Origin of the sequence: Salmonella sp. 741265073_HBA (assembly GCF_046569105.1) — a bacterium.
Classification (GTDB): domain Bacteria; phylum Pseudomonadota; class Gammaproteobacteria; order Enterobacterales; family Enterobacteriaceae; genus Salmonella; species Salmonella enterica.
In genome coordinates this window covers 64,044-77,636 of the sequence record NZ_JBKFRY010000014.1, presented here as the reverse complement: position 1 = coordinate 77,636, position 13,593 = coordinate 64,044, and the positions used below count along the sequence as shown (strand labels likewise).

At 52.0% G+C, this 13,593-nt stretch carries 14 protein-coding genes; 9 read left to right on the top strand and 5 right to left on the bottom strand.

What is annotated here, in order from left to right; all coding sequences use genetic code 11:
* Window positions 1–38 precede the first annotated feature (38 nt).
* Genes ACLD3P_RS17830 through ACLD3P_RS17820 form a run of 3 tightly spaced genes read right to left on the bottom strand, consistent with a single transcriptional unit; the run spans window position 39 to window position 2,856 of the window.
* Window positions 39–1,346, bottom strand: a complete 1,308-nt coding sequence (locus ACLD3P_RS17830) for a TRAP transporter large permease (RefSeq protein WP_000566800.1) — start codon at window positions 1,344–1,346, stop codon at window positions 39–41.
* The gene (locus ACLD3P_RS17825) at window positions 1,339–1,854 is read right to left on the bottom strand and encodes a TRAP transporter small permease (protein ID WP_001091413.1); all 516 of its coding nucleotides are present in this window, start codon (window positions 1,852–1,854) and stop codon (window positions 1,339–1,341) included. The genes ACLD3P_RS17830 and ACLD3P_RS17825 overlap by 8 nt, the downstream gene beginning before the upstream one ends.
* 18 nt (window positions 1,855–1,872) lie before the next feature.
* The gene (locus ACLD3P_RS17820) at window positions 1,873–2,856 is read right to left on the bottom strand and encodes a TRAP transporter substrate-binding protein (RefSeq protein WP_000812822.1); all 984 of its coding nucleotides are present in this window, start codon (window positions 2,854–2,856) and stop codon (window positions 1,873–1,875) included.
* A gap of 328 nt (window positions 2,857–3,184) precedes the next feature.
* On the opposite strand from ACLD3P_RS17820, the gene sodA reads away from it, so the two are divergent.
* From sodA to ACLD3P_RS17805, 3 genes are all read left to right on the top strand, one after another.
* Entirely contained in the window at window positions 3,185–3,805 is a 621-nt protein-coding gene (sodA, locus tag ACLD3P_RS17815) for a superoxide dismutase [Mn] (protein ID WP_000122632.1), read from the top strand.
* Between the two features lie 69 nt (window positions 3,806–3,874).
* Window positions 3,875–4,564 (top strand): 6-hydroxyaminopurine reductase, encoded by a 690-nt coding sequence (gene yiiM / locus ACLD3P_RS17810; protein ID WP_000559223.1) that lies wholly within the window; start codon window positions 3,875–3,877, stop codon window positions 4,562–4,564.
* 11 nt (window positions 4,565–4,575) lie between these two features.
* Window positions 4,576–4,971 carry a nuclear transport factor 2 family protein gene (locus ACLD3P_RS17805; protein ID WP_000133441.1) on the top strand — a complete coding sequence of 132 codons (396 nt, stop codon included), beginning with the start codon at window positions 4,576–4,578 and terminating at the stop codon, window positions 4,969–4,971.
* A 50-nt stretch (window positions 4,972–5,021) separates the two neighbouring features.
* On the opposite strand, the gene cpxA is transcribed toward ACLD3P_RS17805, so the two are convergent.
* Together cpxA and cpxR are read right to left on the bottom strand one after the other, a co-directional pair.
* Entirely contained in the window at window positions 5,022–6,395 is a 1,374-nt protein-coding gene (gene cpxA / locus ACLD3P_RS17800) for an envelope stress sensor histidine kinase CpxA (protein WP_000580402.1), read from the bottom strand.
* Window positions 6,392–7,090 (bottom strand): envelope stress response regulator transcription factor CpxR, encoded by a 699-nt coding sequence (gene cpxR, locus ACLD3P_RS17795; protein WP_001033731.1) that lies wholly within the window; start codon window positions 7,088–7,090, stop codon window positions 6,392–6,394. The genes cpxA and cpxR overlap by 4 nt, the downstream gene beginning before the upstream one ends.
* Window positions 7,091–7,240: 150 nt before the next feature.
* Here cpxR and cpxP point away from each other — a divergent pair, with 150 nt between their 5' ends.
* The 6 genes from cpxP to ACLD3P_RS17765 all read left to right on the top strand — a co-directional run bounded on the left by cpxP (window position 7,241) and on the right by ACLD3P_RS17765 (window position 13,584).
* A complete protein-coding gene (gene cpxP / locus ACLD3P_RS17790; RefSeq protein ID WP_001233468.1) occupies window positions 7,241–7,741 on the top strand; it encodes a cell-envelope stress modulator CpxP in 501 nt (166 codons plus the stop codon).
* A gap of 147 nt (window positions 7,742–7,888) precedes the next feature.
* A complete protein-coding gene (fieF, locus tag ACLD3P_RS17785; protein ID WP_001077322.1) occupies window positions 7,889–8,791 on the top strand; it encodes a CDF family cation-efflux transporter FieF in 903 nt (300 codons plus the stop codon).
* Window positions 8,792–8,975: 184 nt separating this feature from the next.
* Window positions 8,976–9,938, top strand: coding sequence for a 6-phosphofructokinase (gene pfkA / locus ACLD3P_RS17780; RefSeq protein ID WP_000591793.1), 963 nt, complete (start codon window positions 8,976–8,978; stop codon window positions 9,936–9,938).
* 203 nt (window positions 9,939–10,141) lie between these two features.
* Window positions 10,142–11,131, top strand: coding sequence for a sulfate ABC transporter substrate-binding protein (locus ACLD3P_RS17775; protein WP_000758711.1), 990 nt, complete (start codon window positions 10,142–10,144; stop codon window positions 11,129–11,131).
* A 100-nt stretch (window positions 11,132–11,231) separates the two neighbouring features.
* The gene (locus tag ACLD3P_RS17770) at window positions 11,232–11,987 is read left to right on the top strand and encodes a CDP-diacylglycerol diphosphatase (protein ID WP_000750756.1); all 756 of its coding nucleotides are present in this window, start codon (window positions 11,232–11,234) and stop codon (window positions 11,985–11,987) included.
* Between the two features lie 262 nt (window positions 11,988–12,249).
* Window positions 12,250–13,584 carry an MFS transporter gene (locus ACLD3P_RS17765; protein WP_174895244.1) on the top strand — a complete coding sequence of 445 codons (1,335 nt, stop codon included), beginning with the start codon at window positions 12,250–12,252 and terminating at the stop codon, window positions 13,582–13,584.
* Window positions 13,585–13,593 lie beyond the last annotated feature (9 nt).

Here is a 13,593-nt window from a genome sequence, read left to right as displayed (position 1 = left end):
TCGCCATCCGGCAACGAGATGTGCAGGAAACTATGCGCTTACATGATGCCCAGTAGACGGGGTAAGAACAGTGTGATTTCCGGAATGTAGGTAATTAATAACAGAACGCCGATAATCGCGCCGTAAAAAGGCAGCAACGGTTTAATCACTTCCTCAACTTTGACCTTACCGACGCTCGCCCCGACATATAAACCACTGCCAACTGGCGGCGTAATGGTGCCAATCGCCAGGTTATAGATCATGATAATGCCGAAATGCACCGGATCGACGCCCAGTTTAGCCATGATCGGCAGCAGAATCGGCGTAAAAATCAGAATGGCCGGACCGATATCCATGAATGCGCCGATAATCAACAAAAAGACGGTAATGACTAACAGGATAACCAGTTTATTGGCGGAAATACCGAGGATCATATCGCTCAGCGCCGCAGGAATATTGGTGATCGACATCGAGAAGGACATCGCCGAAGAGGTTGCCAGCAGGAACATGATGACCCCGGTCATTACCACTGTCTGGAGCAAAATCGAAGGCAAATCCTTAATTTTCAGCGTGCGGTAAAACACCATCGTCAGCAATAACGTATACACCACGGCAATCGCGGAGGCTTCAATGGCGGTGAAAATCCCCTGCACAATGCCGCCGACAATAATCACGATCAGCAGCAGGCTGGGAATGGCCTCAACGGCAACTTTTAGCGCCATGCCTTTTTGGACGGTGAAGAAAACCCGATAATTTCGACGCTTAGCGACCACCAGCGTGACCAGCATACAGCCAACGCCCCACAGCACACCCGCAACCAGACCGCCGGCGAACAGAGCGGCAATCGATGTTCCCCCGCTTGCCAGCGCATAAAGGATAAAAGCCGTGGTGGGTGGAATTAACATTCCCGTCGGCGCGGAGGCGATATTCACCGCGGCCGCAAAGCCGCGATCGTAACCTTCGCGCGCGCTCATCGGCACCATCACGCCGCCGATAGAGGTTGAGGCGGCAATCGCCGATCCGGAAATTGCACCGAACATCATATTGCCGACGATGTTGGTGTAAGAGAGCGAGCCGGGTAGTTTGCCAGTAAACAGTTTGGCAAAATTGACCAGTCGGGCGGCAATTCCCCCGCTATTCATGATCACCCCGGACAAAACGAAGAACGGCACGGCCAGCAAGGCAAAACTGTCCAGGCTGGAGAACATTTTTTGCGCGGTGGCGAACATCGAAATATCGAAAGGCAGTACCAGCATCATGGTGCTGAAAGAGGCGATAACGATGCAGATCCCGATAGGCGCGCCCATGGCCAGTAAAACAACAAAGACGGCAATTAGCGTACAGGACGCAAAAATAGGGTCAATCATGTGATTTCTCCAGAGTGTGCTCAGTGGTATCCGTGGCGGAATGGATAGCTTTCAGGGCGTCAACGATATTCAGCAGCCCATAGAGGATGATCAGTACGCCCGCGCAGGGGAGTGCGTAATAAATTTTCCCCATCGGAATGCCCAGCGCAGGGGAGATTTGCAGCATAGAAATCGCAGAAATCTTTAAGCCGCCGATAATCAATACCCAAATGGAAAACGCGATAAAAATGACCTGCAGAATAATATCCCACCAGCCGCGAATCGTCGGCGACACTTTATCCAGTAAGAGAGTCAGGCTGATATGCTGTTTCTGACCGGCGACAAAAGCCATGCCCAGCATTGATACCCACACCAGGAGAAATCGCAGCATCTCTTCGGTAAGGGTGCTGGGAACGCCCAGAATGTAGCGGCTCACCACCTGCCAGCAGGCGATGCCAACCATTATCGCCAGCACCAGGCAACAGATAGCGCCCAGCAATAAATCAAGTCCTTTTCTGAATGTGTTCATCTTAATTTCCTGATTAGATTAATTTTTTGCTGTCTGGATACGTTGATACAGCCCGTAAAGCCGCGGCTTGTTTTTCAGACCGTCGTAAATAGGCTGTACTGCCTTCTGGAAGGGCTTTTTGTCGATCTCGTAGAATTCAACGTTGAAATCTTTTACCGCCGCCAGCCTGGTTTTCTCTATTTCCTTGTCCCATGCGGCTTTCTCAAATTCGATCGACGCCTTGATGGCGGCTTCGACGATGCGCTGCTGTTCCGGCGTCAGCTTTTCCAGCGTGAGGGTACTCATTAGCAGGATATCGGGAATGCGAGTGTGCATATCGTAGGTGTAATAACGGGCGACTTCACCGTGGCGGGCGATGGTGAGAGCGAACTCATTGTTTTCCGCGCCGTCGAGAATGCCTTGTTGTAACGAGGTATAGACCTCCGCCTGACTCATGGCGATGGGCGAAGCGCCCAGCAGTTTGAGGGTTTGGATCGCCGTCTCACTCTGCATGACGCGGATCTTCTTCCCGCGTAAATCCTCAATGCGTTTAACCGGCGCTTTGCTCATATAAAAATTACGCGCGCCGGAATCATACCAGCCTACGCCGACAAACCCCTGTGCGGCGGTGGACTGATAAACAGGCTCCATCACCTGTGGGTTATCCATTACGCGGTAGTATTCCTCGACGGTGGCAAACAGGTAGGGAAGTGAGAACACGCCGTACTCAGGCGAAAAACTCTCCATTAGCCCAGACGACACTTTAGTGATGTCGACGACGCCGACCTGCGTCAACTCCACCAGTTCGCGCTCGCCGCCAAGCTGTCCGTCCGGGAAGTACTGTACTTTGATATCGCCGCCCGTTTTCTCTTCAACTTGCTGCCCCAGGAAGTGCAACGCATCTTTTACCGGCTGGCTATTTTCAGCGTAGGCCAGGCGCAAAATGGTTTCGCCGTGGGAGAAGAAAGAGAGTGTGGAGAGTAAGGCCAACGTAGCCAGACGTATAAAACCAGGTTGCTTCATGATTCCCTCGCAATTGTAATAATTTACCGGGAATGTAATTGCATGGTGAAATTATAACCTTCTTGATTTTGCCACCGCTGACAAAATCTGGCACCAAAAGAAAGATTTTGAAACCCTGTTTCACATTTCATGATTTCCAGGAATTCATCAACAGACGGTTTCGGTTGGAGGCGTAAAAAACGGTTTTTTTCAGCGGATGCCGTAACGTTTATAACCCTGGAAAAAGTACGGCATTGATAATCATTTTCAATATCATTTAATTAACTATAATGAACCAACTGCTTACGCGGCGTTAACACTGTGCCGCTCGACAATAATGGAGATGATTATGAGTTATACACTGCCATCCCTGCCGTACGCTTATGATGCACTGGAACCGCACTTCGATAAGCAGACGATGGAGATTCACCACACCAAACACCATCAAACCTATGTCAACAACGCTAACGCGGCGCTGGAAAACCTGCCTGAGTTTGCTGACCTGCCGGTTGAAGAACTGATTACTAAACTGGACCAGGTGCCAGCGGACAAAAAAACCGTGCTGCGTAACAACGCGGGCGGCCACGCTAACCACAGCCTGTTCTGGAAAGGGCTGAAAAAAGGCACCACTCTGCAGGGCGATCTGAAAGCGGCTATTGAGCGTGACTTCGGTTCCGTTGACAACTTCAAAGCTGAATTCGAAAAAGCAGCAGCAACCCGTTTCGGCTCCGGCTGGGCGTGGCTGGTGCTGAAAGGTGACAAACTGGCTGTGGTTTCTACCGCAAACCAGGATTCCCCGCTGATGGGTGAAGCCATTTCCGGCGCTTCCGGCTTCCCGATCCTGGGTCTGGACGTGTGGGAACACGCTTACTATCTGAAATTCCAGAACCGCCGCCCGGACTACATCAAAGAGTTCTGGAACGTGGTGAACTGGGACGAAGCAGCAGCGCGTTTCGCCGCTAAAAAATAATTTGCATTGCACGTCTGTAGAAGCGAGTCTGATGACTCGCTTTTTTTGTATCCGCGTAAGGAGCAGCAGATGCATTATCCGGTTGACGTGTTTATTGGCAAAATTCGTGACTATGACGGCAGCCGCCCGAGCGCTATCGCCAAGGTGCAAATCGACGGCGAACTCATGCTGACCGAGCTGGGTCTGGCAGGCGATCAGCAGGCCGAAAAGAAAATCCACGGCGGCCCCGACCGCGCGCTATGCCATTACCCCCGTGAACACTATGCTGATTGGATTCGCCAGTTCCCCGAGCAGGCGACGCTGTTTTGCGCCCCGGCGTTTGGCGAGAATCTGTCGACGGACGGAATGACCGAACACAACGTGTTTATTGGCGATATCTACCGCTGGGGCGAGGCGTTGATCCAGGTCACTCAGCCGCGCTCTCCATGCTTTAAACTTAATTTCCACTTTGCCATCAGCGACATGGCCCTCCTTATGCAGAACAGCGGAAAAACCGGCTGGTTGTATCGGGTCATTGCGCCAGGTAAAGTCTCCAGCGATGCGCCGCTGGAACTGGCGTCGCGTCTGAGCGATGTCTCGATTCATGAAGCGGGTGTTATCGCCTGGTCTATGCCGTTTGATGACGAACAATATCATCGGCTGCTGAGCGCCGCCGGGCTGTCGGCGAGCTGGAGCCGCACCATGCAGAAGCGTCGTTTGAGCGGCAAAATTGAAGATAGCGCCAGACGACTGTGGGGGGATAAAACTCCGCCAAAATGAAAGGAAGGGTTATGACTGAAGCTGAAAATGCGGTGGCGATCGTAAAAGAATTTTTGGTGGCCTCGATGATTCCTGATGCTGAACGCGCCGCAACGTATATGCACCCGGAGGTGAAAATTACCTTCACCGGAGGCCGGGCGATGGCGGGCGCGGCAGATATCGCGCAGTTTAACGGCGCTCGCTACAAGTGGGTGAAGAAGGCGCTGGGCGAGTTTGATGCGGTGCAGCATGATGATTACGTTGTGATTTATTCCAACGGTACGTTGTATGGCGAATGGCCCGACGGTCGCCCGTTTGCCGATAACCGCTTTATCGACCGCTTCGAAGTGCGCGATGGCAAAATTACCCGGATGGACGTGTGGAATGACAGCGCCGAGTGGATTTTAGCGCCAGACATTTCCCGGTAAATCTCGACGGCGAGATAAAAAATCGGCCTGCATTCGCAGGCCGATGGTTTTTAGGTTCGCTTGTACAGCGGTAGCCACAGCGTGAGCCGCAACCCGCCGAGCGGGCTATCGTCAGCCTTAACCCAGCCGCGGTGCTGCTGCATGGCGCTTTCGACAATCGCCAGACCCAGGCCAGTACCACCGGATTCACGGTCGCGCGCCTCATCAGTGCGATAGAACGGACGGAAGATCTGCTCGCGGTCTTCAGGGCTGACGCCCGGCCCGTCGTCATCGACCGTGATCGTAATACCGTCTTTATCCACCGAGAAGCCGACTTCAATCTTCGTATGTGAATAGCGCAGCGCATTACGAACAATATTTTCCAGCGCGCTTTCCAGCGCGTTTGGGTTGCCATAGAGCGGCCACGGCCCCGGCGGATAATTTACCGTTAACGACTTGCCCATCTGTTCGGCTTCAAAGGCGGCGTTATCCAGCACTTCGCCCCATAGCTGATTGGCTTTCATCGTTTCGCTGACCAGCGCGTTTTTCTGTTGGTTACGCGACATCACCAGCAGGTCATTGATCATGCTGTCCAGACGCTGCGCTTCGGTTTCAATACGCTCCAGCTCTTTGCTTTCGCCGCCACGACGACGCAGCAGCGCGGTACCCAGTTGCAGGCGCGTAAGGGGCGTTCGCAGCTCATGGGAGATATCTGACAGCAAACGCTGCTGCGAGGTCATCATCCGTTCCAGCGCCGTCACCATCTGGTTAAAACTGGCGCCAGCGGCGAGGAACTCCTGCGGACCCGCCTCCAGCTCCGGATGCTGACGCAGGTTGCCTTGCGCCACTTCATCAGCCGCGTTTTTCAACTTACGCGCCGGTTTCGCCAGACTCCATGCCAGCCATAGTAAGAGCGGCGAACTGACCAGCATCGTGACAATGAGCAACAGGAGCGGGCGGTCAAACAGCAGATTAATAAAATCGGATTGCGAACTGCTGGCCGGTCGAATCAGGTAAAGCTGGTAATTATCCTCTCCGTCGCGAACGGAGAACGGCCCCACCATCTCTACGCGGCCATATTTTTTCTTCTGCGGATGATCGGCGTTATCCGCCTGACCAATGAAGTTACGAATGATCTGCATTTCGCTGCGTTCAGCGCCGATCACGCGTCCTTCAGAGGTCACCAGTAATAACCGCTGTCCAGGCGGCGCCCACTTATCGATCGCGCGGAACAGGCGACGCCACCACATCAGGTCGTTGGGCGGATCGTTCGCAAGTTCAGCTTCTACATGTTGCTCTATCATCAATCCCTGGCGCTGCTCGCTGTCCAGCAGCTCGGTCATCTGGCGTGAATCGAGCTTGGGCAACATCAGTACCAGCATTAGCACCAGCGCCAGCGTCAACCAGAAGATGGCGAAGATGCGCGCGGTTAAACTTCCTATCATGAAGCGGAAACCATCAGATAGCCGCGACCACGCAATGTTTTAAACCACGGGTGACCGTCTTTGCGTTCCGGCAGTTTGCGGCGCAGGTTAGAAATATGCATATCAATGGCGCGATCGAACGGCGTCAGGCGCTTGCCCAGCACTTCCTGACTTAAATGTTCACGGGAAACTACCTGGCCGAGGTGTTGCGCCAGCAAATAGAGCAGGGTGAATTCCGTACCGGTCAGCTCCAGCGTTTGGCCATCGAAACTGGCTTCCTGGCGGCCCGGATTAAGGCTTAGCGCATCGACTTCCAGCGTCGGCGAGCCGTTGTCGCTGCTCTGCTGCTGTTCGCTCCAGTGGGAACGGCGCAAAATAGCCCTGATGCGCGCTACCAGCTCGCGGTCGTTAAACGGTTTGGGCAAATAGTCGTCCGCGCCCAGCTCAAGGCCGAGAACGCGATCCAGCTCGCTGCCGCGCGCGGTCAGCATAATGACAGGCGTCTGGTGTGTCTGGCGAAGCGCTTTCAACGTATCGATACCGTTTTTCTTCGGCATCATGACGTCAAGCAAAAGTAAATCGATGCTGTCATCCAAAAGCTCAAGCGCCTGCTCGCCGTCGTGGGCCACCAGGACATTAAAACCTTCCATTTCGAGGAGCTCTTTTAACAGGGAAGTCAGCTCTCGGTCATCATCAACTAACAGGATTTTATTCATTGTTTACGTACCTCCGAGGCAGAAATTACGTCATCAGGCGTCGCTAATCCATGACTTTACGTTGTTTTACACCCCCTGACGCATGTTTGCAGCCCGAATCGTAAACTGTCTCTCGTTGAATCGCGACAGAAAAGATTTTGGGAGCAAGCGATGCGCAAAGTTACCGCTGCTGTTATGGCCTCAACGCTGGCATTCAGTTTTTTAAGCCACGCAGCTGAAGTTGTTACAAGCGATAACTGGCACCCCGGTGACGGGACCACGCAGCGTAGCGCGCAAAATCATATGTTTGACGGCATAAGTTTAACCGAACATCAGCGTCAGCAGATGCGAGATCTTATGCAACAGGCAAGGCACGAACAGCCTCCTGTTAATGTTAGCGAAATGGAGACAATGCATCGGCTTGTCACCGCAGAAAAATTTGATGAAAGCGCTGTGCGCGCTCAGGCAGAAAAAATGGCGCAAGAGCAGGTTGCCCGCCAGGTCGAAATGGCCCGCGTGCGTAACCAGATGTATCGCCTGTTAACGCCGGAGCAGCAAGCGGTTTTGAATGAAAAGCATCAGCAACGAATGGAGCAACTGCGCGACGTGGCGCAATGGCAAAAAAGTTCATCGTTGAAATTATTGAGTAGTAGCAACTCACGTTCCCAGTAACAACCCTGTTTTCCTTGCCATAGACACCATCCCTGTCTTCCCCCACATGATGTGGGGGTTTTTTTTATCTCCAGTTTGTCATTCTGTTATTAGCTTACTGTTTTAAACCATCCGTTATACTACCGGCAGAAGATAGCGGGAGTATTTATGAATCAAACCTATGGACGGCTGGTTAGCCGGGCGGCTATCGCGGCAACAGCGATGGCATCAGCGTTACTTTTGATCAAAATTTTTGCGTGGTGGTATACGGGATCGGTGAGTATTCTGGCGGCGTTGGTGGACTCGCTGGTGGATATTGCCGCGTCATTGACGAATTTGTTGGTCGTGCGTTATTCGCTGCAACCCGCAGATGATGAACACACGTTTGGGCACGGTAAAGCGGAGTCGCTGGCGGCGCTGGCGCAAAGTATGTTTATTTCCGGTTCGGCGTTGTTTCTGTTTTTGACCAGTATCCAGAATCTGATTAAGCCGACGCCAATGAACGACCCTGGCGTGGGGATTGGCGTTACCGTCATCGCTCTGATATGCACTATTATACTGGTCACGTTTCAGCGCTGGGTGGTACGCAAGACCCAAAGTCAGGCGGTACGGGCGGATATGCTTCATTATCAGTCTGATGTTATGATGAACGGAGCGATTCTTATCGCGCTGGGGTTATCCTGGTACGGTTGGCATCGTGCGGATGCCCTGTTTGCGTTAGGTATCGGCATCTATATTTTGTATAGCGCGTTGCGTATGGGGTATGAGGCGGTGCAGTCATTATTGGATCGCGCGCTGCCCGATGCGGAACGACAGGAAATTATTGATATCGTGACGTCATGGCCGGGAGTCAGCGGCGCGCACGATCTCCGCACGCGGCAGTCAGGGCCGACCCGCTTTATTCAGATTCATTTGGAAATGGAAGATAATCTGCCGCTCGTTCAGGCGCATTTAGTGGCTGAACAGGTAGAGCAGGCGATTTTGCGGCGTTTTCCGGGTTCAGATGTCATTATTCATCAGGATCCCTGTTCAGTCGTCCCCACGGAAGGCAAGAAGTTCGAGCTTGTATAATTGATTGTTAAAAAGTGAGCCAGGCCAGCATTTTGTGTATAAATTACCGCCATTTGGCCTGACCTGAATCAATTCAGCAGGAAGGGATTGTTATACTATCTGTATATTCGTTGGATCGTTTCGAAGTGCGAAATCGGCTTCCGGCAATAGATTTCATTTTGCATTCCAAAGTTCAGAGGTAGTCATGATTAAGAAAATCGGTGTGTTGACAAGCGGCGGTGATGCGCCGGGCATGAACGCGGCAATCCGCGGTGTTGTGCGCGCAGCGTTGACGGAAGGGCTGGAAGTCATGGGCATTTATGACGGCTATCTGGGCCTGTATGAAGATCGTATGGTGCAGCTTGACCGTTACAGCGTATCTGACATGATCAACCGTGGCGGTACTTTCCTCGGTTCTGCCCGTTTCCCGGAATTCCGTGACGAAAATATTCGCGCTGTCGCGATCGAAAACCTGAAAAAACGCGGTATCGATGCGCTGGTAGTTATTGGCGGCGACGGTTCTTATATGGGTGCAAAACGTCTGACTGAAATGGGCTTCCCGTGCATCGGTCTGCCAGGCACTATCGATAACGACATCAAAGGCACCGACTACACTATCGGCTACTTCACTGCTCTCGGCACTGTAGTGGAAGCGATTGACCGTCTGCGTGACACCTCCTCTTCTCACCAGCGTATCTCTATCGTTGAGGTGATGGGCCGTTATTGCGGCGACCTGACGTTGGCGGCGGCTATTGCTGGTGGCTGTGAGTTTATCGTGGTGCCGGAAGTTGAATTTAATCGCGAAGATCTGGTGGCGGAAATCAAAGCCGGGATCGCGAAAGGGAAAAAACACGCTATCGTCGCTATCACCGAACATATGTGCGATGTTGACGAACTGGCGCACTTTATTGAAAAAGAAACGGGCCGTGAAACGCGTGCGACGGTGCTCGGCCACATTCAGCGCGGTGGTTCCCCGGTACCTTACGATCGCATTCTGGCTTCCCGTATGGGCGCGTATGCTATTGACCTGCTGCTGGAAGGCCATGGCGGTCGTTGTGTCGGTATCCAGAACGAGCAGCTTGTTCATCATGACATCATTGATGCGATTGAAAACATGAAGCGTCCGTTCAAAAGCGACTGGATGGAGTGCGCGAAAAAACTGTACTGATTGTTTTTGCGCGCCTGATGGCGCTACGCTTATCAGGCCTACAGGTTGCAGAAACGTGTAGGCCGGATTAGGCGCTAGCCGCCATCCGGCAATCCCTCAGATTTATTCCTCGAAGTTATAGCCAATCTTTTTTTATTCTTTAATGTTTGGATCTCTTTCTGGCACGCTTTGTTCATCACAACACAACATAAGCGAGTCGGGCGATGAAAAAGTGGGGCGTGGGGTTCACATTATTGCTGGCGTCAACCAGCATTCTGGCAAAGGATATTCAGTTACTTAACGTATCGTACGATCCAACGCGTGAGCTGTACGAGCAGTACAACAAAGCGTTTAGCGCGCACTGGAAGCAGGAAACCGGCGACAACGTCGTGATCCGTCAATCGCACGGCGGTTCGGGTAAACAGGCGACTTCCGTTATTAACGGCATTGAAGCCGATGTCGTGACGCTGGCGCTGGCTTACGATGTGGACGCTATTGCTGAACGTGGTCGTATCGATAAAAACTGGATTAAGCGTCTGCCGGATAACTCAGCACCTTACACCTCCACCATCGTTTTCCTGGTCCGTAAAGGCAATCCAAAACAAATTCATGACTGGAACGATCTGATTAAACCCGGTGTGTCGGTGATTACGCCAAACCCGAAAAGCTCTGGTGGCGCACGCTGGAACTATCTGGCGGCATGGGGCTACGCCCTGCACCACAACAATAACGATCAGGCCAAAGCTCAGGACTTTGTCAAAGCCCTGTTTAAAAACGTTGAAGTGCTGGACTCCGGTGCGCGTGGCTCAACCAATACTTTCGTTGAACGCGGTATCGGTGATGTGCTGATCGCCTGGGAAAATGAAGCGCTGCTGGCGACGAACGAACTGGGTAAAGATAAATTCGAGATAGTGACCCCGAGTGAATCTATTCTCGCAGAGCCGACCGTTTCCGTAGTCGACAAAGTGGTGGAAAAGAAAGACACCAAAGCGGTAGCGGAAGCCTATCTCAAGTATCTCTACTCGCCGGAAGGGCAGGAGATAGCAGCGAAAAACTTCTACCGTCCGCGCGATGCTGACGTGGCGAAAAAATACGACGATGCGTTTCCGAAGCTGAAGCTGTTCACCATTGACGAGGTGTTTGGCGGCTGGGCGAAGGCGCAAAAAGATCACTTCGCTAATGGCGGTACGTTCGACCAAATCAGCAAACGCTAAACCGTTTATAAACCCGGTAACGTATTATGTTACCGGGTTTTTTCTTTGCCACAATTTTGCGTTACTCTTCCCCGTCTATGGGTCACAGGGAACGCATATCATGAAAAAAACAGGCTACTTTTTACTGGCGGTGATAGTGATTGTCGCCGCGGCGGGCGTCGGTTACTGGAAATTTTCCGGCAATCCTGATGCATTACGGGAAATCGTGCTTGAACAGTGCCTGCCCGATCAGTTACAGCATCAAAACCCAGCGCCGTGCGCGGAAGTCAAACCTCGCGCCGGCTATGTCGTCTTTAAAGATCGTCACGGTCCATTGCAATATTTATTGATGCCCACCTATCGTATCAACGGTACAGAAAGCCCGCTATTGCTGGAACCCGCTACGCCCAACTTTTTCTGGCTGGCCTGGCAGGCTCGCGGCTATATGAGTAAAAAATACGGGCATGATATTCCGGATAGCGCGGTCTCGCTGGCGATTAATTCGCGGCTTGGTCGTTCACAGGACCATTTGCATATCCATATTTCTTGCATCCGTCCTGACGTTCGGGAGCAACTGGATAACGATCTCACGCGTATCAGCACTCGCTGGCTTCCGCTACCGGGCGACCTGATGGGGCATGAATACCTGGCGCGCCGGGTAACCGAGAGCGAACTGGCGCAGCGTAGTCCGTTTATGATGTTGGCGGAAGAGGTGCCGGAAGCGCGCGATCATATGGGACGCTATGCGCTGGCGGTGGTACGCCAAAGCGATGGCTCTTTTGTCCTGCTGGCGACCGAGCGTAATTTACTGACCTTCAATCGCGCATCGGCGGAAGAAATTCAGGACCATAGTTGCGCCATTTTGTCTTCCCGCTGATTTTCGTTACACCCCCTGCTCATTATCTTATTGATTCTTATCCCGGTTTAAAACCGGGGTAAGGTCGTGTCTATAAAAATATGTGAAACCGATCAAAAGATATAAAGGTATACCTTTATATCTTTTTGTGGTTAGTTACACTCTCTTCATAGCCTCCATAGATTGTCTGGTGGATGGCTTATATAAAAACGTTTTTATTTCATGTAGTGACATCATTAATTGTTCACCAGATTTGCGCTGTTAAGCGTAAAGGAATATCAACATGAAACTTTCTATCGTGGAAAAAATCGGCTTCGGCGCGGGAGATATGGCGATAAACGTTGTGATTATCGCCATGCAGCTGCTCCTCGCCTATTTCTATACCGATATCTACGGCCTGAGCGCCGCTGATGTTGGCGTACTGTTTGTGGTTGTGCGGATGATTGATGCCATTATCGATCCGGCCATGGGGGTTCTGACCGATAAACTGAACACGCGCTGGGGGCGTTACCGCCCGTGGCTGCTGTGGTTTGCTATTCCTTTTGGCTTCGCCGTTTATTTGATGTTTATTACGCCTGATATGGCTTATATGGCCAAACTGGCATGGGCCTATGGCACTTATATTCTTATGACCCTGGTCTATACCGCGATCACCATTCCCTATATTTCGATGATTGGCGTGATTACCAGCGACCCCGTCGAACGGTTAAGCGCCAACGGCTATCGTTTTGTGATGACTAAGATTGCCGCTTTCCTGGTGACTATCGTCGTACCGATGCTTGCCGTCTGGCTGGGGCAGGGTAATAAGGCTTTGGGCTATCAGTTTTCGATGGGCTTAATGGGGGCAATGGGTGCGCTGCTGTTTATCTTCTGTTTTCTCACCACGCGTGAACGCAGCGAGCCGGAAATTACCTCGCTATCGGTGGGGAAACAGTTTAAATATCTGTTACGTAACGATCAGTGGATTATTCTCGGCGTTGTTATTCTGCTGCTGATGTGCGGTTATGTTATTCGCGGTTCCGTTGCCGCTTATTACGCTAAGTATTATCTGAACGGCGGAGATAGCCTGATTTCACCCTTCCTGACTACCGGCGTCATCGCTTCAATTTTAGCGATGATCGCCACCACCTGGATAACCAAGTTCTGGGACAAAATTAAGATGTTCCGCTACACCCAGATTATTACCTTTGTCCTGAGCGCGCTGATGTATTTCTCCGTCGGGCGTGAAAATCTTATCCTGGCGTTTGCGTTTTATTTTCTTATTAATTTCTTCTGCGATATGCAAATGCCGGTGTTCTGGTCCTCTATCGCCGAAGCGGTGGATTACGGCGAAAAGAAAACCGGTCTGCGCGTTTCCGGGTTGGCGTTTGGCGGCATCCTCTTCTTCCAGAAGTTTGGGATGGGGATCGCGGGCGGGATACTTGGATTCCTGCTGAGCCACTTTGGCTATCAGGCCGATGTTGAACAGACCGCACGTTCGCTCACCGGTATTGCGCTGATGATGACGCTCATTCCTGCTCTGTTCCACCTTGCGGTTGGACTGCTGATGAAAAAGTATCTGATTAACAACGAATATTATCGTGATATTCAGCTTGCCCTGGCGCAGAAACAGGCATAAGGAGGCGCA

Bases quoted from the DNA above. Each gene is read 5' to 3' on its own strand.
- fieF (WP_001077322.1), top strand. From the start codon at position 7,889: ATGAATCAAACCTATGGACGGCTGGTTAGCCGGGCGGCTATCGCGGCA.
- ACLD3P_RS17820 (WP_000812822.1), bottom strand. From the start codon at position 2,856: ATGAAGCAACCTGGTTTTATACGTCTGGCTACGTTGGCCTTACTCTCC.
- cpxP (WP_001233468.1), top strand. From the start codon at position 7,241: ATGCGCAAAGTTACCGCTGCTGTTATGGCCTCAACGCTGGCATTCAGT.
- cpxA (WP_000580402.1), bottom strand. From the start codon at position 6,395: ATGATAGGAAGTTTAACCGCGCGCATCTTCGCCATCTTCTGGTTGACG.
- ACLD3P_RS17830 (WP_000566800.1), bottom strand. From the start codon at position 1,346: ATGATTGACCCTATTTTTGCGTCCTGTACGCTAATTGCCGTCTTTGTT.
- ACLD3P_RS17775 (WP_000758711.1), top strand. From the start codon at position 10,142: ATGAAAAAGTGGGGCGTGGGGTTCACATTATTGCTGGCGTCAACCAGC.
- ACLD3P_RS17770 (WP_000750756.1), top strand. From the start codon at position 11,232: ATGAAAAAAACAGGCTACTTTTTACTGGCGGTGATAGTGATTGTCGCC.
- cpxR (WP_001033731.1), bottom strand. From the start codon at position 7,090: ATGAATAAAATCCTGTTAGTTGATGATGACCGAGAGCTGACTTCCCTG.
- ACLD3P_RS17805 (WP_000133441.1), top strand. From the start codon at position 4,576: ATGACTGAAGCTGAAAATGCGGTGGCGATCGTAAAAGAATTTTTGGTG.
- yiiM (WP_000559223.1), top strand. From the start codon at position 3,875: ATGCATTATCCGGTTGACGTGTTTATTGGCAAAATTCGTGACTATGAC.
- sodA (WP_000122632.1), top strand. From the start codon at position 3,185: ATGAGTTATACACTGCCATCCCTGCCGTACGCTTATGATGCACTGGAA.
- ACLD3P_RS17825 (WP_001091413.1), bottom strand. From the start codon at position 1,854: ATGAACACATTCAGAAAAGGACTTGATTTATTGCTGGGCGCTATCTGT.
- pfkA (WP_000591793.1), top strand. From the start codon at position 8,976: ATGATTAAGAAAATCGGTGTGTTGACAAGCGGCGGTGATGCGCCGGGC.
- ACLD3P_RS17765 (WP_174895244.1), top strand. From the start codon at position 12,250: ATGAAACTTTCTATCGTGGAAAAAATCGGCTTCGGCGCGGGAGATATG.